Source organism: Coleofasciculus sp. F4-SAH-05 (assembly GCF_040222985.1).
GTDB lineage: Bacteria > Cyanobacteriota > Cyanobacteriia > Cyanobacteriales > Coleofasciculaceae > Coleofasciculus > Coleofasciculus chthonoplastes.
In genome coordinates this window covers 1-20,792 of sequence record NZ_JAVKBY010000149.1, presented here as the reverse complement: position 1 = coordinate 20,792, position 20,792 = coordinate 1, and the positions used below count along the sequence as shown (strand labels likewise).

Below are 20,792 nucleotides of genomic sequence, written 5' to 3'. Positions count from 1 at the left end.
TCGGCTTGCTTTTGGGCGCAATCATCGTCTGTAGTCTACTAACTTGAAAACTGCTGTAATCTAACTGCTGATCAATTTCAGAACCGATATTTGAGCCTGAGGTGAAAGTATCTTTATGAGTCACAAGCGTCCTTCCTCCTGGGGAAACCCTGATCATCGTCGTCAAACCCAGTTTCCCGCTCCACCAATTGCACAAATTGAACAACAGTTGTTCTCCTTGCTTAATCCTGGAAGCTTTAAACCTCTGCGTTTTGCCCCAGGGGAAAAAAAACGGCGTGACCGTCTTCTCACCTTACCCGTAATGATGGCAATCGTCATCAGTCTTTCAAGAAAAGACCACGGTTTTGGGTGGCAAAATGATGATGGTGGTGGAGGCTTTTAATCATCGCCCTGTCGCCACTTGGTACACTGACCAAGCAACCGCCAATGATAAAACATGGTCTGATGACTTGCTAGCACGATTGCCTGTGGGTGGGTTGTTGATTTTCGATTTAGGTTTTTTCGACTTTATTTGGTTTGATGCCTTCACCAAGAGTACCGATGTCGTGAGTTATTTGGTTGATCATTACAAGCTCTTAGGTTTAGTCAAAACTGAGCGCAAGCGGCATCGAGACAATGCCGCTCGCTCACAAGAAATCTGGGCTTCTTCTGGTTAAGTTGACACCAATGGGCAATGCCGTGCCCCTACTAGAATCATTCAAAATTTATAATCAATCTCTCAGCACTGATACACTTAAAGAGTCAAAAGGTTGCTCTACTCAGCTCTAGGAGATACTGTGCTGCTATCGAAAGGCTTTGAAATTGAAATGTATACTGGCACTCCCCAAGGGGAAATTGTCGGTCTTTCTGATCGGATTGTGGCATCGTTGGATGGCTTCATGCGGGAACCGGATACCCGCAATGTCGAATATACCACGGCTCCTTTATGCTGCTATGACCGCCTCTTATGCGCTTTGGTACGCCCACGCCAACAACTCCGCGCTTATCTGAAAACCTTGGGAAACTACACCCTGATTCCCGGCAGTACCCTGTCTCTAGGGGGGAGCGATCGCTTCTACCGCTCTGACCCACAAAACCCTTATCATGACTACATTGAGCAAACCTACGGCAGTAATGTAGTCACCGCCAGTGTTCATATAAACGTGGGCATTGCTGACCCAGAACTGCTGATGCAAGCCTGTCGTCTGGTACGGGTAGAAGCGCCCTTATACCTGGCGTTAAGCGCATCATCTCCCTTTCTCGAAGGACTTGCCACAGGCTATCACTCCACGCGCTGGGCGATTTTTCCGCAAACGCCGTCTCAGGTTCCCCTATTTGAAAGCCATGCTCATTTTATTGAGTGGACAGAAGCCCAACTCGAAGCCGGAACCATGTGTAACGTGCGCCATCTTTGGTCATCGGTTCGTCCCAATGGTAATCGACGCCCTTATGATCTAAATCGTCTGGAATTGAGAATTTGTGATTTAGTTGTTGATCCGATTGCCCTGCTGGCGGTAACAGCTTTACTGGAAGCCCGTTTAACCCAGCTTTTAAATGATCCGAGTCTTGACCCTCTCTACGGGAGTCACGTATCAACTCGCGCTGCTAACTTAGTCGCCCTCACTGAAGCTAACGAAATGGCGGCGGCCCGTTCTAGCTTAGATGCCCAACTCACCCATTGGCAGGATGGCAGAACGATTTCGGCAAGGGAATGGATTGATGAACTCTATCAAGAAGTTTTACCCATTGCCAAAGCGAAAGGCTTCAGTTGCTTCCTCTCGCCCCTGAAAAAGATTCTCCGCCAAGGGAATACGGCAGGACAGTGGTTACAACTGCAATCTGTAGGCTTTGACACGCAGCAAATTCTCAACAGAGCCATTCAAGATATGGCGGAACAAGAAAACGAACTTGAAGATAAGTTGTGTCAGGCTTTGGTGGCTTAACAACCAGGAGGGATGATTTGTCAAGACGGTTCGGGCTAAAAATTAAAATATCTAATCAGCTTCTCCCCAAAAGCTGATATTAAAAAAACATATACTATCACAATTTCCAATGGGTCTAATCCAATTCATTCAGTCTTCCTGAGTGTGTAGGGTAGGATTGAAAAGAGGTTTGAGGTTTTATGCTTAGGGTTGTCTTAGTTTGCCCCCAAATTCCGCCCAATACAGGCAATGTCGCCCGTACCTGTGCCGCTACAGACACGGAGTTACACCTGGTTGGACCCTTGGGATTTGAAATTAGCGATCGCTACCTCAAGCGAGCCGGACTTGACTATTGGCCCTATGTCAAGTTTCACTACCATGAAACCTTGGAGGCATTTAATCAGGTTTACCAAAAGCTGGGAGGGCGATGGATTGGTTTCAGCACTTCTGGGCAATACAGTTATGTTCAATTCCAATTTCAACCCAATGACTGGCTGTTATTTGGCAGCGAAACTCAAGGGCTGTCCCCATCCGTTTTAAACCGTTGTGGCGCAACTGTGGTTATTCCAATGACACAACCCGGTGTTCGCAGTTTAAATCTTTCCGTCAGCGCGGCTTTGGGTTTGTTTGAAGCACGGCGTCAATTAGGATACCTGATCTAGGAAGACCATTCCCTGATAACGTTCAAGTATTGAATAAGAAGAAGCTTCCACCTTCAGCAGCCGCTAATTCCTGAGACTTGGCTTGACCTGAAGCGTTTAAACGTACAACAAGATACTACATTTATGTATACTGCCGTATATATAACTTTATTTAATCGGATCAATGTTTAATTAAAATTAATTAAAATTTAACAAGTTCCCCCTTTGTGCAGATGCCATGTTCTTTATTTATCTCTGTCAAAAAATTAATGACGCTGAATTCAGCTATCTAGACTACGGAAAAGCCACTCCTTTGATAAGAAATTTCTATACAGAAGAGTCCTGCCCAATCGAGGCGGATTGATAGATTTTAATCATCCAAAGCCGATTACCTCAGGAGCCTCAAACCCTATCTCCGCAAGAGTAAGCGCGATTTTAGTATAGGGAAAGTCACTGACAACAGCGTTCCTAACCCGGGGAAGCTTGGGTAGACTGTACGGTTGTTCTTTACCAAAAATTCACGTAAAGTGCCGTCTGTAATGGTTAACTGCTAAACTATCGGTTGCTAGACTATGAGCTTAAGCTCTATACAGTTGCTAAATCCTGCGATCACCGGATAATCTGGAAGGCTGAGAAAGCAACAAACCGACTTTAGAGTTCGGTTTGAAACTCTAGCCCTCTTCCGGAGAAAAGCCTGTCAAGTCTGTATGTTCTATGCACAACCCTTGGCAAAAACCGCCCGACTATCAACCGTGTCTCGTTGATCAAGTATGAAAATATATTCGTCCAGAGACAGCGAGTTATGGCTTCATAAAGGGTGAATCGAGCGGTGATCGCCAACAACTAGAAATTTATCCAGTCAGATTAGCTTGTCTAAATCAAAAAAGCAGGGTACTCTTGCCTAAGTATGTTCACTGTCCGTGATCTAAATCACATTTTAGGGTGAGAACCCTCATTGACTGGGAAAACTATTTAGGAACTGTTAAGTGCTCGTCACACACTAGGAGGTCGTTTTTGAAACGGACATTTACGCAGAAGGTTAAACAGGTTCCTTCGTGTGCAGCCAACTCCGCCCACTCCTTTGAGGCTTTGTTGAAGCTTTCTGGGGAGAAGCCGCCAGTCGGCGCAACCATTCCAACCGAAGGCAACCGCAAAGCTAGGACGTCTGCTGCCATGATTGGATTGGCAATTTCCATGGGAGCTTCCAGCTTGTTGTTACCCCAACAAGGTGATGAAGCCTTAGCCGTGGAACCCATTGCCTCTGAGCCAACGCTGACAACTTTGCCTGTTGGCGTGTCAACGCATGCGTCTGTGCCAACAGAAAGCGAACCAGACGTTGCCCAGCTCTCCAAACTGCCGCGAGCTACACCAGCTCCAACCCCAGCCCAATCGCCAGCCCAATCGACACCTGCCGTACAACACAATGTACAGGAAGGGCAAACGCTATGGGAGGTTTCGCAAACCTATAAAGTAGCTCCAGAAGCGATCGCGGCGTCGAATCCTGTCCAACCCAATGCCAATCTCTCAGTTGGACAGCAGCTAAAAATCCCGACCGTGAATGGTATCGTTCACGAGGCTAAACCGGGAGAAACGGTCGAATCCGTATCCAAATCTTACGGAGTCGAGCCAAATCAGTTACGGAACTCGACCGGGGTATCAGCATCCGGTCAACTCAAAACGGGTGAATCCGTGACAATTCCGGGTCAGGTCGATGACCTGCTCAAGGCGAGACAAAATGTTGCTGTTGATAATTTAAAGCACAAACGGAACCGCTTAAATAATAGTCTGGCGGAGTTGAGGTCTGAGGAGTCCATCAACCGAACAGCAACAGCAGCGACGCCATCGGCGTCAGCAACCCGTCTCCCAGGGGCAGAACGGAAACCCACTACCCCAGTGTCAGCCGCGACGAATCATAACAGTCCTATTGGTATCCCAGTTCCCACTCCGGAAATTGCGGCATCACCGACAGTAGACTCAACAGCGGTCAATCAATCTCAATCTCCCGTCGTTATTCCCGTTCCGACACCAGACATTGCGGCATCACCGACGGTGGACTCCCTAGGGGTCAATTCGTACCAGTCACCCGTGGTGATTCCGGTTCCCACTCCAGACTCCGAAGCCGCCTCAGGTTCCAAATCCAAAGCGGCTAGATCATCAGAGTCCTCCGTGGTGATTCCGGTTCCCACTCCAGACACAGCCGCATCTCTGGCTATTGAGGAAAATACACCGAAGCCATCACCGTCATCCGTGATGATTCCGGTTCCCACCCCAAGTCCAGACCATTTGACCTCACAAGAGGTATCGGAAGACCAAAAACCGATCACCTTTCCCAATTCAAAGCTGGAACCCGTCACGACGCCAGAAATCACGGCTCAACCCCCAACACCACAGCCCGTGGTGATGGAAACGGTGATAGCCAATAGAGCGGCGACGAATACTTACGAGGTAAAAGAAGGAGATACGGTAGACGCGATCGCACGTCGCTATGGTTTATCCCGTTCTGAATTAATTCAAGCGAACGGCTTAAATAATCCCAACCTGATTCGGGTCAATCAACAACTCACCATTCCCACGCCACCATCGGCTGAGTCATCCGAGCCAAGAGTAACGTTTTTACCAGGTATTCAGGAGCAATCAAACAATTTTGTTACTCGCTCAGTACAACCTGACGTTGAAGTACCCAGAGTCGTTGTTCCCACCACAGCAACATCCGCCTCACCAATTACCCCAACAGTACCAACATCTCAACCGCCAACCGCTTCATCAACTGTTCTTGCCCAATCCTCCGTTGGCGAAAACGCCCCAACCAATACCTCTATCGCGTTAGAGGCGAAACGGAATCAGTCCGCTAACGCCGGGGACAACCCCTACGTTGAACGCTTGAGGGCGGATATTCTCAGAATGCGGGCAGAATATCGCCGTCAGCAAACCACGGGTCAGACCCGTTCACCGAGCGAAGTGGTGGTTCCATCTGCCCCAGTTGCGCCGAGTGTAGCTGAGCAATCAACACCCGTTAGGGTCAATCCGGAATTCAATCCGCAGCGGTATGAACAGGAAACTCAAGCCACTTCAGTTCCCATCGCAGTACCGCCACCTGCGGCAACCCCATCTGAACCGAAGGAGCAGGTTGTAGCCGCAGCCCCAGCCCCACCAGCAAGTTATAACCCGATGCTGCAAACCCCGGTTGGGACAACGGTTGCACCTCAATTGCCTCCTCTGTCCGCTCCGGATATGTACTTGCCGGACAGCCCTGCGCCATTTAATGGCTATATTTGGCCCAGCAAGGGGGTTTTAACCTCGGGCTACGGGAGGCGCTGGGGACGTATGCACAAGGGGATTGATATTGCCGCTCCGATTGGTACACCCATTGTGGCTGCGGCCCCTGGTGTTGTGATTACAGCAGGTTGGAATTCCGGTGGCTACGGCAAATTGGTGGAAATCAAACATCCCGATGGCAGTATGACCCTGTACGCCCACAACAATCGAATTTTGGTGCGTCGGGGTCAAGAGGTTGACCAAGGTCAACAAATTTCGGAAATGGGTAGTACGGGTTACAGTACAGGACCCCACTTGCACTTTGAGGTTCATCCAGGGGGACGCGGAGCCGTTAATCCAATGGCTTTTCTGCCCAAGAATCGGTAGTTGGTTCTCCCAGCGACAGAAGTGTGTAGAGGCATTGCCTGCAATGTCTCTTCTAGCGGGATACAGTTCAAATGGTGGAATAGATTGTAGGTTGGGTTGACGCAAGCAAACCCAACCCAATCAAGGGCTAAAGCCCTGACTACGAACAAATGCTTGTGTTCACGTAAGCGTTATGCTAAATTGAGGAGGCTGTGAAAAAAAAAGGCTCAGTAGCTCAGTGGTTAGAGCAGGGGACTCATAAGCCCAAGGTCGTTGGTTCAAATCCGACCTGAGCCATTTGTTTAATAACCTTATAGGATAAGCGTTTCGGGGGAATAGCCTTAGTGACCTTAGTAGCCCCCATAAAGTCCATAAAATCAATACTCTGAGCAGGATATAGCCTACTCAGGGTATTATTATGGGGTGTCTAAGTCCTATGTTCAAATGCCTATTGACCGCCAGAAAAACAAGCAACTTAAAGGGGTATCAACCAAATAGTGTATTCGTTTTTATTTTATCCAGGCTTGTTTCTATTCTTTGAGGAGCCTTTTATCGTCCTCGGAACGATCGCGATCGCAGCAATGACTAGAAACCCGCCACCATCTAATCGGGCGCGACTCCTCCAGTCATAAAACCTCTCAACCTGCACTGATGGAGCTTTATTTGCAGTAAACGGATGTATTTAATTCTATTTTTGCATATAAACAGGACAATCTGGATCAATCAATACAAAAAAAGCTGATAGCGTCGATAAGGTTAACCTGAGATTAACCCAGACAGGATAAAACCTCTGGAACAAAAAATTCCAGGGACAGTTATCCTGTTGGCGAATCTCACGAAAAACTCTATTTGGTGTGAGAGACGAACGTGAATCAAGCTAAAGTTTTTAGGATTGCCTTACTTAATGTTCCGACAATTTTAGGGATAACAATTGGGCTGTCTACCGCCGCGATCGCAGGTGAACCAACCCGATCAACCCAAAGGATCACGGATCAGAATACCCAACAGCCGAGTTCAATTGCCCAAACGCCCCTGAATCTAGAGATTCCGGTTCCAGATGTGGCGCTGGAGACGGATGATAAATTAAACCCATCAGCGACACCGGAAACCCCTGTACCCTCCCTAGGATTGGACACTAGGCAAAATCAGGGAATGGGACAAATAACCAACGTTTCCCAACTGCGAGATGTCTCTCCCGGAGACTGGGCGTATGAAGCCTTGCGATCGCTAGTTGAACGGTATGGCTGTATTGCGGGATATCCAGATGGCACATTTCGCGGTAATCGGGCGATGACGCGCTATGAATTTGCGGCTGGATTAAATGCCTGTTTACAGCAAATTGAGCGTTTAATTGGCAACGTTCCCGATAATATTGAAGGATTGCCCACGCTACGGCGTTTAATTGAAGAATTTGAAGCAGAACTTGCCACCTTAGGAGCGCGGGTTGATAATTTAGAAGGTCGAGTGGCATTTTTAGAAGACCATCAATTTTCCACAACCACAAAACTATCTGGGGAAGTCATCTTTGGTTTGGCGGATGCGTTTGGGGATGACGTTGGTGACGATGTAAATACCGTTTTTCACGATCGCGTGCGCCTCAACTTCCTGACTAGCTTCACAGGCAAAGATATGCTGCAAACTCGTCTCCAAGCGGGTAATGCTGCCCTACTCCTGGCAAGAAATGGTGTAACTTATGAGGATGGGTCAAGTGGTACTCAAGAAGGACGCTTTACCTACGATGGTCCTACTGGCAATGATGTCGTTATCGACATCCTGCGCTACCGCTTTCCCCTGGGAGACAAAGCCACCGTACAAATCATAGCAAATAATGGCTTACACCACTATTACTCAGATACGGTGAACCCTTACTTAGAAGGATTTGCTGGCGGTTCTAATGCCATTTCCCGCTTCGCTGAACGAAATCCCATCTACCGGATTGGTCCCTTTGGCGCAGGGGCTGCGATCGCGCTGAAACCCAGTGATAATCTCAGAGTAGATTTGGGCTACATTTCCAATACTGCCAGTAATCCTGGAGAGGATAATGGGTTGTTCAACGGGAATTATTCCGGAATTGCCCAAATTGTTTATGGCAGTCGGTTTAAAATTGGATTAACCTACATCCACGCTTATGATGATGGTGGAGATGATGCGAGACGCTTTCTTTTAGGTGGAACAGGTACAGCCTTTGCTAATCTAAATCCAGGACAATTAGAAAATGTAACCAATTTGTCAGCCGATATTCTCAGCACTCCTGTTGTCAGCAACTCTTACGGAATAGAAGCCTCCCTCAGATTTAGTCCTAGCTTTTTGGTTAATGGTTGGGTTGGTAAAACTGACGCCCGTTTAATTGGATTAGGCGATGCTGATATTTGGAATTTTGCGTTAGGTTTAGTTTTCCCAGATTTAGGGAAAGAGGGAAGCTTTGCTGCCATTGTTGCGGGTGCAGAACCGACACTAAGAGGATTAGACGTTCCCGGTGGAACCAACGGTTTTAGTCGAGATTTTGCTTATCACATCGAAGGCTTTTACAAATATCAAGTCAGCGATAATCTCTCGATTACACCGGGTATCATTTGGTTAACCGCTCCCAACCAAAATTCCGATAACAGCGATGCGGTTATTGGTACGGTGAGAACTACCTTCACGTTTTAAGCCACAATGCTAAAATATCCCCAAATTCTTCAATAAATCGGGGATATAAAGGTGAAAATAATTTAGGGTGGTCAAGAATTATAACCATTGAAACTCTTATAGTATTATTCGTTACTCTTGCCCACCACAGGATAATTTGGAATGTCTTAAGCTGTCATGCATTTAAATTGGGTATGAGTAGCGAGCAAGATGCAAAGCCTGCGGCATGGCTTCGCTTAACGCAATACAAGGATTTCGCCATTATTGATATTAAGGTTTAAATGCCGAACAGCTTACCAGAAGTGTACAATTCTAAACAAATGACAAATGATAAATGATAAATGATAAATGACCAATGACAAATTACTTCTTCGCTGTACTCGCCGACGGTAGCGAATGACCCGCATTCGGATCAAAAGAAGGAAATGGAGCCGTTCCACCTAAATACGTGGGTAGAATTCCATCCCATTTCTTAATCATTTCCTCTTGCAATTCTAACTCCCGCAAACGAATGGTTAATGGTGAAACCGTTGAGGCTTTAATCCGAGACGCTTCGGCTTCTCCCCTCGCTTCAGCAATTTTTCGCTTAGATTCAGCTTCTGCAACTTCAAGCTGCGCTTTGGCGGCTACGGCTTGCTGTTCCGCTTGGAAACGAGCCGTTATTTGGGCTTCAATGGATTCATCAAATCGAGGCTTAACGATTTCTTCAGTGTAGCCATTATACCAAACCTTTCCTGTACTAATCGTTGCATTTTGTACGCCACGATTTTCACCATAAAGCTCGACTTTGAGTCCAACATAGCCAGCAGGTATCCGCTTAACACTGCTTCCAGGAACCGCACCACAACCCGATGCAATAATTGCTAAAGCAGCCGTTATTCCAGTAAGTTTAAAGAAACGAAGAGGTAGATTTTTCATGGTCTTTAAGTGGTGAATAAACGTATCTGAAGTGCAAATCTAATTCTGCACAATTTTGGGGAGATTACAAGACAAAAATTTGGTTAAATCATGCCATTCTATGTATCTCTACATATCGTGCAACTGATGAAGAGATAAAATTGATAATTTCTTCAGTTGACATCCAAAAGTTCAACAAAGGAAACATCACAATCTGGGAAAGCTTCTTTTATCTGCTTGTGTCGAACTTGAGCATGATGAAGTCTAGCGGCGACATGACTGACGGAAGCTCCCGGTACAACAAGTAATCCGACGACGTAATAACTGACGCCTAACCAAACTTTTTGGTCACTGGGAGAACTAACTAGATTCGCAGCATTACCTAAAAGCCAAAAACAGAAAATGAGTTCGAGTGTTCCTATTGCTATCCATTTTGTCAGGGTTTTCATGAGTTTTGAGGGAGATAATCAATTCTGGTATTAGCCTAAATTAACAGCGGTTATGCTGTCCTCTTGAACAACCAAAAACAATGTTTAATTTAATTCTTATCTCAATTATCTCTACTCATTCATACACAACGAAGAGATGTGTATGAACACTCACAAGTCGGTGTTGCGTCCACAGGCGTGTATCGGTATATTCCCCATGCTTCACCTCAAATGTCACAGGATGGATGTTAGGGAATAGGCAACAGGGAATTCTAAAAAGATTAGGGGTACGACATGTCGTACCCCTACAGATGGTGGTTCAATGGTAAAGCAAGCGTAACGGAAGTCGTCAATCTAAATGCTGATTAATTCGTCTTGCCCGCGCAGGGATTTTCTTTCGCGGCACAAGGATTCGCTTTACCTGCACAAGGATTCTCTTTCGCAGCACAAGGATTAGCCTTACCCGCACAAGGGTTCTCTTTACCCGCACAGGGATTCGCTTGAGTTTCAGTCCCGCCTTCAGGACCCGGCTTTGCCGCACAGGGGTTACCACAGCCCGTTGCTAGCCCCAGACCTAGAATAGAGGCAATAGTGAGTGTCGCAATGTAGTTAACTTTCATTATCTTCTGGTTTCTATGATAAAAGGATTGGTACTTGACATCCTCCCCGGCGTGAAACGCACGGGGATTCCTACCAGTCGAACAATTTTAATTGCTCGTACTCTCGGCGGGCTTCGGCGTGAGCGCTCAGCCGAACGGTTGACGGCTCACCACACACTGCCCCATCATAGCGTTACCGACTTAAAGACTCACTTGATCTGTGTCATCGCCCAGAAATCTGCCGGGGCTTAGGCAATACTTAAACCTAAGAAACTTAAATTACCCTTAAAAACAGCTTGGGATTCGCTGAGACTGTGGTCAAAGATTGCTGGTTTGATTAGGGGGGTTCAGGATAAACCGAGATTTTCTCAGTAAAAACTCAGATTTTCCCTAAATTAATTTGTCAAAATTGACGGTATGGCGAAACCTGATAAAAAATTGCCCATTATTATACTCTAGCTATAAAATAAATGATGGAAAGTAGTGATTGGTTAGTAATAGAGAATGGAGACTGTTTAGCCTGTAATCTCCAAGAGAGTGAAACATCTACAGGCTATTATCGACTTTATCGATTTCTCACCGATGTAGAAGATATTCTCGAATCCATCAAAGATGATCGCCAACGCCTAGAACAAATTCGCCCGTTAGTCCGCCGTTTACTGACGAGTTCCTACTGGTTACAGGGGGAATATCGCGAACCGAATCCCGATACAGGGTGGTCTGTCCTGATGCTTTACGATGAACCAGAGTTCTCCTTAACTGTGCAGACGGTGGTTTGGTTACCCGGACGAGTCTCTCCGATTCATAATCATGCGGCGTGGGGAGTGGTAGCGTTAATTAGTGGTGAAGAAAAAAATACGTTTTGGCGACGGGCTACGGATTCAGAATTTCCCGATCGCATCGAAAAGGTGAGTGAACAGGTTCTGGTTCCTGGCGATATTATCAGCTTTATGCCTGATGCGATTCACCATGTAGAAGTAATGGGAACCGAACCCACGATTACATTTAATCTTTATGGAAAAACCGATTATCAGCGGCGATTTGAGTTTGATCCGATTACCCACACGGCGAAAAACTTCTAATCTGGCGTGGCACAGCTAAAATAGTGGCATAGATTTGACGGTTAAATCGGGCGCAAGCAACCTATTGTAGGGACACGGCATTGCCGTGCCCCTGCTTTGTGCCTTTTGCTATAGAATATACGTTCTCTAAAATTTGGCTAGGTGATTACCGATGAAACCGCCAAGTTCTACTGGTGTCGCGTTTAGGGAGAATTTCTGGATTTGCCCCATCCATACGAGGATAGGAGTTCCGATAAAAAGATAAGTTTTATCAATGATTGACGTTAGCATTTATCTTTGAAATTAATGATTTAGATGAATTACATGGATGACTCGTAAAGACGCGCCATGGCACGTCTTTATATGAGAACTGCTAACTGGGGTTATTGAATCGATGTTCCCCCAGTCGCTGTGAGAAAAATTGAGAGGTTATCGCTGTGTCTGATTCCCCGACAAGTTTAATTGTGGCAGAACCGAAAGCAACCTATCAATCCGGTGGTGATCATCAGAATTGCTGGGTGGAGACGCTGGTGGATTGTCCGGGACTCGAGGGACTGTTGACATACCGCATCCCGGCGGATTTGTCCGTTAAACCGGGAGATATTTTAACGGTGCCATTGAATAACCGGCAGGTGGGTGCGATCGCAATTCGGTTACTGGCTTCTCCCCCTGCTGATGTGCCATTGGCGAAAATCCGGGAGGTGGAGGATGTCGTCTGTACCGGGTTTTTTGAGAACTCCTATTGGCAGGTATTGGAACGAGTGGCGCAGTATTACTGCACACCCCTGATATCCGTGGTTCGGGGGGCGTTACCACCGGGATTGTTGATGCGATCGCAACGGCGAGTGCGTCTAGATCGTGAGGCGCTTCCCGATGGCGCTGATACATTTGTTGGTCGAACGGCGCGTCAGGTTTTGACACTCCTAGACACCCAACCGGAAGGGGATTACAGCGTAGCCTATCTGCAACGCCAGGTGAAAGGGGCGCGTCGCGGGGTGAAAGATTTACTTAAACGCGGCTGGGTAGAAAGTTATTTGAAACCGCCCCAACCGTCTCGCCCGAAGTTAAAGAAAGCAGTCACTCTCGTCGCGGATCGCTTTGAACCTGATGTCACCGAACGACAACGGGAAGTATTAGATGTACTGCGGCGTCGGGGTGGGGATATGTGGCTGAATGAGTTGTTGCAAGTCTGTCATGCTACGTCTTCTATTGTTAACAAGCTGGCAGAAAAAGGGTATGTCGTTGTTGAATACCGGGAAATTCTCAGAACTCTGGATCAGCCGAATGTGGCAGATGATCGCCCTAAAGTCTTGACAGATACGCAAGCTTATGCATTGCAAACAATTCAACGTTTGGATGAGTATAACCAAGTCCTCTTGCATGGGGTAACAGGTTCTGGGAAAACCGAGGTTTATCTGCAAGCGATCGCGCCGTTGTTAAGGTCGGGAAAATCTGCCCTGGTGTTAGTTCCAGAGATTGGGCTGACGCCTCAACTCACCGACCGATTTCGCGCCCGCTTTGGCAAAAAGGTGAATGTGTATCACAGTGGGTTATCCCATGGGGAACGTTATGATACCTGGCGACAAGTATTAAGTGGAGAACCCCAGGTCGTCATTGGTACGCGATCGGCTGTTTTTGTGCCGTTACCTAAATTGGGTCTAATTATATTAGATGAAGAACACGACTCCAGTTTCAAGCAAGACAGTCTTTCTCCCACCTATCATGCCCGTACCGTTGCCCAATGGCGGGCGGAATTGGAAAATTGTCCTCTGGTTTTGGGTTCAGCTACCCCGTCTTTAGAAACCTGGGTTGCTGTAAACGGTCAACAAGCCAATTTTAAAACAGACGCCCCCTGTAAAACCTATTACCTTTCATTACCCGAACGCATCCAATCTCGCCCCTTACCCCCTGTGGAAATTGTGGATATGAGACAGGAGTTAAAGCAGGGGAATCGTTCTATTTTCAGCCGTTCTCTCCAAGATGGGTTACAGCAGTTGAAACAAAAGCAGCGACAAGGGATTTTATTTATTCCCCATCGCGGACATAGTACCTTTGTATCCTGTCGCAGTTGTGGATATGTGATTGAATGCCCAGATTGTGACGTGTCCCTGTCCTATCACTATGCCCACGAGGGGGCGAATCAACTCTTGCGGTGTCACTATTGCAACTATACAACCGCCCATCCTCATAATTGCCCCGAATGTGGTTCACCCTACCTCAAGTTTTTTGGGAGTGGGACTCAACGAGTAACCCAGGAGTTAGCGAAAGCGTTTCCTGATTTACAGGTGATTCGCTTTGATAGTGATACCACCCGCACCAAGGGGGCGCATCGAACCCTGTTAACTCAGTTTGCCAATCGGGAAGCGGACTTATTAGTCGGGACGCAAATGTTAACCAAAGGATTAGACCTAGCCGGAGTCACCTTAGTCGGCGTTGTGTCTGCTGATGGACTATTACACTTATCGGATTATCGGGCAGCAGAACGAGCATTTCAAACCTTAACCCAAGTCGCAGGTCGGGCGGGACGGGGGGATGATCCGGGTCAGGTGATTGTCCAAACCTATTCACCCCAACATCCAGTGATTCAGGCAGTGAAAACCCATGGGTATGAGGTGTTTACTGAGGCAGAATTGGTACAACGAGAAGCCTTGAATTATCCTCCCTACGGGCATTTGATTTTGTTGCGGTTAAGTGGGTTGGAGGAGATGGCGGTTGAACAGGCGGCGGAGAGGTTAGCGGAATGGTTGAGTCAGGTGAGTTCTGGGTATGAAATATTAGGACCTGCGCCAGCAGGAATTATGCGAATTGCCCGTCGTTATCGATGGCAAATTTTACTCAAGTTTCCGCCAGAGGTGGCGGTAAGAGTACCAGATGTGGCGGCGTTGCAGCAGATTTGTCCACCGGATGTGAGTTTGACGATTGATGTTGATCCCTTGAATATGATGTAGGGGGTCAGCTCGAAACGGAACTGGATGAGACACAATCACCTCAACCAGCCTGATATAAAAGCATAGCTTGCTCACAGCATCCTGGTAGAATATCGCTCTTCTGTCACTTTCGGAAGGGCGATAGAACCATTGGTAGGATTGAAACTAACTGGATGAGACTCAATCGGGTGAACAAGTCTGATCTGCCGATTCAATATCTCTACCAAACCCATTTACTCGATTTATAGCAGTCGCCAGGATCTACGCTGAATTCTCCAACACTTCAACAGGCAAAGGCTCAGGAAATACTTCCGGAGAAAACATATCCCATAAAACTTTAAAATAGGGTAAAACCAGTGCAAATTGCTGCCGCGAAAGACGTTTCCCAAACTCTAGCCCTAATAGATGAATCATTTGCCGCACTAATTCCCAGCCTACATTTAAAGTCGGGTAAAGCATGACACATAAAGGAAATAATTCCTGTTGGATGGGGGCAATACTTCGTTCCAGAACGCAAAGCCACAGGTAAATCTGAAACATTTCTACATCTCGAATACTGGCAGCTTGTACCGTAGGGTTCACTAAGCTACCACTATGACAGTGATAGTTCGGATGTAGATCACTAATTCGGGTGGCAATTTGTTGAGCAATTAATATCTGATCCGGTAAGAGTTGCCGTAGAGATACCAACGCTAAGGATTGATGATCATAATTAGCGGCAGTTTTATAGAGTCGTTGTAAGGGCATATAAAGACAATCATCAATCACCTGGAAATAAACCCTCACCGTAGCTTGTTCTTGAGGGGACAATGATTTTAAGAGTAACTGACCGCTATAGTGAAATTGCATACTCACAAAGGCAATTACCCTAGGATCAATGGTTGTATAGTTCTGTCGAATGCGACCCAGATCTGATGATAAAAATAAACATAGACGTTCGGGGCTAACTTGATCAGAATAAGCTAACAATACTTTCTCATAGACTGAGTAAGTGTCTTTGGTAATTTGCCAAGGATCAATTAAGCGGTAATTAATCCCTTGTCGCTTAATTTCTTGGCAAAGTAACGCTTCAGTTTTTGTCCAGGCTTGAATCATTACCGTTCGCAAGGAATCAAGCAACCGCTGCGCTATAACAGCTCGTAATCCTGTAGAATTCGACTGCCACGTTTTTTCTGATGTACTGTGTTGTTGGACATACTTTTTTGCCCAGAGTTTGGATAGCTTTCTTGCCGTCGCGATTTTCTCTGTCTGCGACGGTTGAGAATTACCTCGCTTATCCTTTGTATTCATGACACACCCCTTGTCTAGAATGTCGATGCAGTCTGCAAAATGGCGGTAGCAATAAAGTCAACAGAAAAAAAGGCTTTTTTGGTAGCTAATGTGACAATTTTTAATTAAGTCGGATGACTAAATCGGTGTTCTAGCACAGTGGCTCACCAATAGCTGCTTGTTCCTTGCTTTCCAATTCCCCAAATTTACTCACTAGTCAAAGGATAGTCTTTTTTGAAAAAATTCTCAATAGTTACTTTATTTAGGGGGAAGCAGGGAATGGGGGAGATGAGGGAACTAGAGCAACAAATGACAAATGATGAAACTAAACCGAATGCTGTGCAATCCAATCCTGCAAAATAGGATTAACCACCTCAGGGGCTTCATCTTGGGGACAATGACCTAAACCCTCTAAGGGTACAAATTGTTCCACGGCGGGAAAATTGACCCATTCTTTTGCCTCCGCGATGGGTTCCCAAGGATCATCGGTTCCCCACAAAATCAGTGTGGGACACTGTAACTGAGGTAATAAGTCTTCGGCTAGAGGTCCTGCGGAATAGCGGGTAAATGCGATAAACACATCTGCCGCCCCTACATCAGCTGCTGGTGTCATCAGTAAGTCTACTAATTCATCAGTCACTGCCTCGGATTTGCGATATGCTTGCAATAAAATTTTACGTACAACCTGTGGTTTCGCCAGTTGACGGAAAAAGAGTTGTCCGACCCACTTAATCCCCAGTAACTGTTGTACCATGGGTGCGCCAATGCGACGATGCCAAGGTAATGTAACTCGTTTGCGATCGTGCAGCATCCGCAGGGAACAGTTGATCAGGGTAACACCCAATACCATATCTGGACAATCCACAGCCGCTTGCATCGCTACAATACAGCCAATTGAATTCCCCACCAAAAACGCTGGAGTCTCTACGACTTCCCGGCAAAAATCAATGACTTGTTGTCCCCAAGTTTCAAAGGTATACTCCACCTCAAGTCCCGGCATCGGTTTGGCAGAAGCACCAAAGCCAATTAAGTCAATGGCATAACACCGACAGGATTCTGCTAATACGGGTAAATTCTTACGCCAATGTCCGCAAGACGCGCCAAAGCCATGCACCATGACAACGGCTGGTCCAGAATTGCCTTGGACTTGATAGGCAATGGGAAAACCTCGCCATGTCCAGGTGTGAGTGTCCAGTTTAGGGTGTTTTGGCAGGGTGGAGGAGGAAAAGGTCATGACAATTTCAAGCGTACAGCGTTACTATTTACATTTTGTAATAAAAAAGCGTTTTTCGAGTCCAAGGTGGAAAAAACTGAGTTAAATCCGTTTCCAGAGCAGTGTTATAGCCCGTCTCTACACTCAACACTCGTCTTATGTAAAAATTAACCTTAAGAAATTTTTTGGTGCGTCCCCTATGTTGGTGCAAACGTCTGCTGCTGTTATTCCGTTCCTAGGATCGGAAATTCAGGCATCCTATAAAGCGTCACAAGTGGTTATTTTGCCGATTCCCTACGAGGCAACCACAACCTATCGTAAAGGCACAGAAAATGGACCTGATGCGCTCTTGGAGGCGTCAATCCAGCTCGAATACTACGATGATGAGTTGGAACGGGAGATTTGTAAAGACGCTAGGATTTATACTAACGGCGCGATCGCAGATACAAGAGGTAGACGAAAGATTTCTGCCCAATCCATGCTGACAGAGACTCGTGACACCGTATCTGGGCTTATCGATGATGGTAAATTTGTAATTGCGATCGGGGGTGAACATAGCATTACCACGGGAATTGTAGACGCCTACCGTCAAAGGAGTAGCGAACCCTTTACCGTAGTGCAAATAGACGCCCACGGAGATTTACGCCACGAATACGAAGGCTCAATTTATAACCACGCCTGTGTGATGCGTCGGATTGTGGATATGGGACTACCGACATTACCCGTGGCCATTCGGAGTCTTTGTCAAGAAGAAGCGGACTTAATTAAACAAAAATCCATCCCCGTAATTTGGGCGCGAAACATTGCCCAAAATCCCCACTGGATAGAGGAAGCGATCGCGACTATCCCAACAGGACGAGTATTTATTACCATTGACTTAGATGGCATTGATCCAGCTTCAATGCCAGGGGTTGGCACTCCCGAACCGGGTGGGCTGAATTGGTATGCGCTCCTAACCTTTTTGCGACGATTGTTTGAATCCCATCAGGTCATCGGTTGCGATGTAATGGAGTTAGCCCCCGTGGTTGATTCAGTGGTCTCCCAATTTACAGCCGCTAAACTGGTTTACAAACTCATCGGCTATCAAACTCTGGCACAAAGGTGGTAGCGATGGCTGAAATTCACGACCTGATCCAGGATAATCGGTAAACGGGAACGGGAAAAAGGAAAGAACGAACACATTGTCAAACACACACCGTAACACGATATGAGTCTGAAGGAAAAACACGGCACACCCATTGGCAGTTATGCTCCCGATTTTGAACTTTTAGGCACTGATAAAGATGTTCACCACCTATCCCGGTATCTGGAAAAGTGGCGAGGAGTTGTGGTAATCTTCTTAAGTAATAACTGTCCCGACTCTGCCGCTTATGTAGACAGACTCAAACAACTGCAAACCCGATTTCGGGAACAGGGATTTATCCTGATTGGCATTAACTCCAATGATGCTAACCAATCTCCCGAAGATAGTTTTGGTCAAATGCAGCAGTTTGCGAGTAGTAGAGGGTTGAATTTTCCCTACCTGTGGGACCCAACTCAGGATGTGGCACAAGGATTTGGTGCTTCAAAAACCCCAGAAGCCTTTGTGATTGATGAACAGGGAGTCTTGCGCTACAGGGGTCAAATTGACGATAATAGCCAACATCCTGAAGCCGTCAACGAAGCTTACGTCAAGAATGCGATCGCCGCGTTACTGGCTGGGGAAACTATCTCACCCAAATCAACTCCCACCTTGGGTAGTCCCCTAGTATGGCGTCGCTAGTGAGCAGAGAGAGCCAGACAGCTGGGGAGATGGGGAGAATCAGTATTTGAAGCCACCTGACACCAGTAATAGTTAACTGGAACTCGTGAATACCATAAGAATTTGTACTTTAGCACCACGGGTGTTAAAAACAATCAAACTTCGTTAGAGTCACAGCACTCTGTCAGAATTATCGGTAGACTGTTATCGTATGGGCAAGGCAATAGTCAAGAAAGAAAGAGTCGTAGCATGGGGATGAAATACCGACGGGTTTTACTAAAAGTGAGCGGTGAAGCCTTGATGGGCAAACTGAGCTACGGCATTGATCCAGGAGTCGTTCAGGACATCGCTGCTGAAATCGCCGAAGTCGTGGCAAGTGGCATCCAAATGGCAATCGTCGTCGGCGGTGGTAATATTTTTCGCGGTTTGAAAGCGGCTGCAGGCGGAATGGATCGGGCAACGGGTGATTATATTGGTATGATTGCCACAGTCATGAATGCCATGACTCTGCAAGATGCCTTAGAGCAAATGGGAATACCGACTCGTGTGCAAACCGCGATCGCGATGCAAGAAGTGGCAGAACCCTATATCCGCCGCCGTGCCATTCGTCACCTGGAAAAAGGGCGAGTGGTAATTTTTGGTGCAGGTTCAGGGAATCCCTTTTTCACCACGGATACGACAGCGGCTTTACGAGCCGCCGAAATTGATGCGGAAGTGATCTTTAAAGCCACTAAAGTCGATGGGATTTATGATTGTGATCCCCAACTAAATCCCCAGGCTCGCCGCTATCATACGCTGCCCTATCACTATGTCCTCGCTCAAGATCTACGGGTAATGGATAGTACCGCGATCGCTTTATGTAAGGAAAATAATATCCCAATTATGGTATTTGATTTGACAGGGCGGGGTAATATCCGCCGCGCTGTTCAAGGAGAATCTGTCGGAACAATTGTGGGAGGTTTTTGTGAAGTTAGCTGATGCTGAAAGCCAAATGAAGAAAGCCGTTGAAGCAACGCAACGGGGTTTTAATACCATTCGTACCGGTCGGGCGAATGCAAGTCTATTGGATCGAGTGATGGTGGAATACTATGGTAGTCCTACCCCCCTGAAGTCTCTGGCAAGCATTAATACGCCAGATGCTACCACGATTACGATTCAACCTTACGACAAGAGTACGCTGACTCTGATAGAAAAATCGATTTCCTTATCGGATATCGGCTTAACCCCCAATAATGACGGTCAAGTCGTGCGATTGAATATTCCTCCCTTAACCAGTGAACGCCGCCAGGAATTTGTGAAGATGGCGGGTAAGTTAGCCGAGGAGGGAAAAGTCTCGATTCGGAATATCCGTCGTGATGCGGTTGACTCGGTTCGTAAACAGGAGAAAAATAGCGAAGTTTCTGAAGATGAAGCCCGTGATCTGCAAGACCAGATTCAGAAAATGACGGACAAGTACACGGCTAAAATTGATGAATTGTTAGCTGTCAAAGAGGAAGATATTACCACGGTTTAAAGATTGCGGCAACATCCCATTGGGGGTAAATTTGCAGCAGTAGGGCGGGCATCTTGCCCGCTTCCCCAACCTGAACGTTTTGAGTGATGAGGGAGATGGGGCAGATGAGGAAGATGAGGGAGATAGGGAAGATGGGGGAGATGGGGGAGATGGGGGAGATGGGGGGAGATGAGTAGGTTCACTCAAAACTCTACGTTAACTGTTAACTGTTTCCTGACGAATGACGAATGACGAATGACGAATGACGAATGACGAATGACGAATGACGAATGACGAATGACGAATGACGAATGACGAATGACGAATGACGAATGACGAATGACGAATGACGAATGACGAATGACGAATGA

At 46.7% G+C, this 20,792-nt stretch carries 16 protein-coding genes, 1 tRNA gene and 1 pseudogene; 13 read left to right on the top strand and 5 right to left on the bottom strand.

Annotated elements, in window-relative coordinates:
* Positions 1–115 precede the first annotated feature (115 nt).
* From RIG27_RS17890 to RIG27_RS17865, 6 genes and pseudogenes are all read left to right on the top strand, one after another.
* Positions 116–536: pseudogene (locus RIG27_RS17890) on the top strand (hypothetical protein); the annotation flags it as partial.
* Between the two features lie 240 nt (positions 537–776).
* Positions 777–1,922 (top strand): glutamate--cysteine ligase, encoded by a 1,146-nt coding sequence (gene gshA, locus RIG27_RS17885; RefSeq protein ID WP_446347331.1) that lies wholly within the window; start codon positions 777–779, stop codon positions 1,920–1,922.
* A gap of 179 nt (positions 1,923–2,101) precedes the next feature.
* Positions 2,102–2,563 carry a tRNA (cytidine(34)-2'-O)-methyltransferase gene (locus RIG27_RS17880; RefSeq protein ID WP_446347329.1) on the top strand — a complete coding sequence of 154 codons (462 nt, stop codon included), beginning with the start codon at positions 2,102–2,104 and terminating at the stop codon, positions 2,561–2,563.
* A 993-nt stretch (positions 2,564–3,556) separates the two neighbouring features.
* Positions 3,557–6,184 (top strand): peptidoglycan DD-metalloendopeptidase family protein, encoded by a 2,628-nt coding sequence (locus tag RIG27_RS17875; protein WP_446347327.1) that lies wholly within the window; start codon positions 3,557–3,559, stop codon positions 6,182–6,184.
* Positions 6,185–6,387: 203 nt separating this feature from the next.
* Positions 6,388–6,460, top strand: a tRNA-Met gene (locus tag RIG27_RS17870).
* Positions 6,461–7,030: 570 nt separating this feature from the next.
* Complete coding sequence (locus RIG27_RS17865) at positions 7,031–8,815, top strand: iron uptake porin (protein ID WP_446347325.1); 1,785 nt, start codon at positions 7,031–7,033, stop codon at positions 8,813–8,815.
* Between the two features lie 342 nt (positions 8,816–9,157).
* Here the strand turns inward: RIG27_RS17865 and RIG27_RS17860 are convergent, their stop codons facing one another.
* From RIG27_RS17860 to RIG27_RS17850, 3 genes are all read right to left on the bottom strand, one after another.
* Positions 9,158–9,712 (bottom strand): hypothetical protein, encoded by a 555-nt coding sequence (locus tag RIG27_RS17860; protein WP_446347323.1) that lies wholly within the window; start codon positions 9,710–9,712, stop codon positions 9,158–9,160.
* 152 nt (positions 9,713–9,864) lie between these two features.
* A complete protein-coding gene (locus RIG27_RS17855; RefSeq protein WP_446347321.1) occupies positions 9,865–10,140 on the bottom strand; it encodes a hypothetical protein in 276 nt (91 codons plus the stop codon).
* Positions 10,141–10,484: 344 nt separating this feature from the next.
* The gene (locus tag RIG27_RS17850) at positions 10,485–10,739 is read right to left on the bottom strand and encodes a hypothetical protein (protein ID WP_446347319.1); all 255 of its coding nucleotides are present in this window, start codon (positions 10,737–10,739) and stop codon (positions 10,485–10,487) included.
* A 27-nt stretch (positions 10,740–10,766) separates the two neighbouring features.
* Between RIG27_RS17850 and RIG27_RS17845 the strand changes: the two genes are divergently transcribed.
* The 3 genes from RIG27_RS17845 to priA all read left to right on the top strand — a co-directional run bounded on the left by RIG27_RS17845 (position 10,767) and on the right by priA (position 14,727).
* Complete coding sequence (locus RIG27_RS17845; protein WP_446347317.1) at positions 10,767–10,970, top strand: hypothetical protein; 204 nt, start codon at positions 10,767–10,769, stop codon at positions 10,968–10,970.
* Positions 10,971–11,191: 221 nt separating this feature from the next.
* Positions 11,192–11,800 carry a cupin gene (locus tag RIG27_RS17840; RefSeq protein ID WP_446347361.1) on the top strand — a complete coding sequence of 203 codons (609 nt, stop codon included), beginning with the start codon at positions 11,192–11,194 and terminating at the stop codon, positions 11,798–11,800.
* Between the two features lie 416 nt (positions 11,801–12,216).
* Positions 12,217–14,727, top strand: coding sequence for a primosomal protein N' (gene priA / locus RIG27_RS17835; RefSeq protein WP_446347315.1), 2,511 nt, complete (start codon positions 12,217–12,219; stop codon positions 14,725–14,727).
* Between the two features lie 240 nt (positions 14,728–14,967).
* Here the strand turns inward: priA and RIG27_RS17830 are convergent, their stop codons facing one another.
* A complete protein-coding gene (locus tag RIG27_RS17830) occupies positions 14,968–15,996 on the bottom strand; it encodes a hypothetical protein (RefSeq protein WP_446347313.1) in 1,029 nt (342 codons plus the stop codon).
* 304 nt (positions 15,997–16,300) lie between these two features.
* Complete coding sequence (locus RIG27_RS17825; protein ID WP_446347311.1) at positions 16,301–17,209, bottom strand: alpha/beta fold hydrolase; 909 nt, start codon at positions 17,207–17,209, stop codon at positions 16,301–16,303.
* A gap of 178 nt (positions 17,210–17,387) precedes the next feature.
* Between RIG27_RS17825 and speB the strand changes: the two genes are divergently transcribed.
* From speB to frr, 4 genes are all read left to right on the top strand, one after another.
* On the top strand, positions 17,388–18,296 hold the full coding sequence (gene speB, locus RIG27_RS17820; protein WP_446347309.1) for an agmatinase: 909 nt from the start codon (positions 17,388–17,390) through the stop codon (positions 18,294–18,296).
* A gap of 99 nt (positions 18,297–18,395) precedes the next feature.
* Entirely contained in the window at positions 18,396–18,950 is a 555-nt protein-coding gene (locus tag RIG27_RS17815) for a thioredoxin family protein (RefSeq protein WP_446341591.1), read from the top strand.
* Positions 18,951–19,178: 228 nt separating this feature from the next.
* A complete protein-coding gene (gene pyrH, locus RIG27_RS17810; RefSeq protein WP_446347307.1) occupies positions 19,179–19,907 on the top strand; it encodes a UMP kinase in 729 nt (242 codons plus the stop codon).
* Positions 19,894–20,442: a ribosome recycling factor gene (gene frr / locus RIG27_RS17805; RefSeq protein ID WP_446341593.1), complete on the top strand. Its 549-nt coding sequence runs from the start codon at positions 19,894–19,896 to the stop codon at positions 20,440–20,442. The genes pyrH and frr overlap by 14 nt, the downstream gene beginning before the upstream one ends.
* The last annotated feature ends 350 nt before the right edge of the window (positions 20,443–20,792 follow it).

What these genes read in the sequence shown, in the direction of transcription:
- RIG27_RS17880 (WP_446347329.1), top strand. Translation starts at nt 2,102, where the DNA reads ATGCTTAGGGTTGTCTTAGTTTGCCCCCAAATTCCGCCCAATACAGGC.
- RIG27_RS17860 (WP_446347323.1), bottom strand. Translation starts at nt 9,712, where the DNA reads ATGAAAAATCTACCTCTTCGTTTCTTTAAACTTACTGGAATAACGGCT.
- RIG27_RS17855 (WP_446347321.1), bottom strand. Translation starts at nt 10,140, where the DNA reads ATGAAAACCCTGACAAAATGGATAGCAATAGGAACACTCGAACTCATT.
- RIG27_RS17850 (WP_446347319.1), bottom strand. Translation starts at nt 10,739, where the DNA reads ATGAAAGTTAACTACATTGCGACACTCACTATTGCCTCTATTCTAGGT.
- RIG27_RS17840 (WP_446347361.1), top strand. Translation starts at nt 11,192, where the DNA reads ATGGAAAGTAGTGATTGGTTAGTAATAGAGAATGGAGACTGTTTAGCC.
- RIG27_RS17830 (WP_446347313.1), bottom strand. Translation starts at nt 15,996, where the DNA reads ATGAATACAAAGGATAAGCGAGGTAATTCTCAACCGTCGCAGACAGAG.
- RIG27_RS17825 (WP_446347311.1), bottom strand. Translation starts at nt 17,209, where the DNA reads ATGACCTTTTCCTCCTCCACCCTGCCAAAACACCCTAAACTGGACACT.
- speB (WP_446347309.1), top strand. Translation starts at nt 17,388, where the DNA reads ATGTTGGTGCAAACGTCTGCTGCTGTTATTCCGTTCCTAGGATCGGAA.
- RIG27_RS17815 (WP_446341591.1), top strand. Translation starts at nt 18,396, where the DNA reads ATGAGTCTGAAGGAAAAACACGGCACACCCATTGGCAGTTATGCTCCC.
- pyrH (WP_446347307.1), top strand. Translation starts at nt 19,179, where the DNA reads ATGGGGATGAAATACCGACGGGTTTTACTAAAAGTGAGCGGTGAAGCC.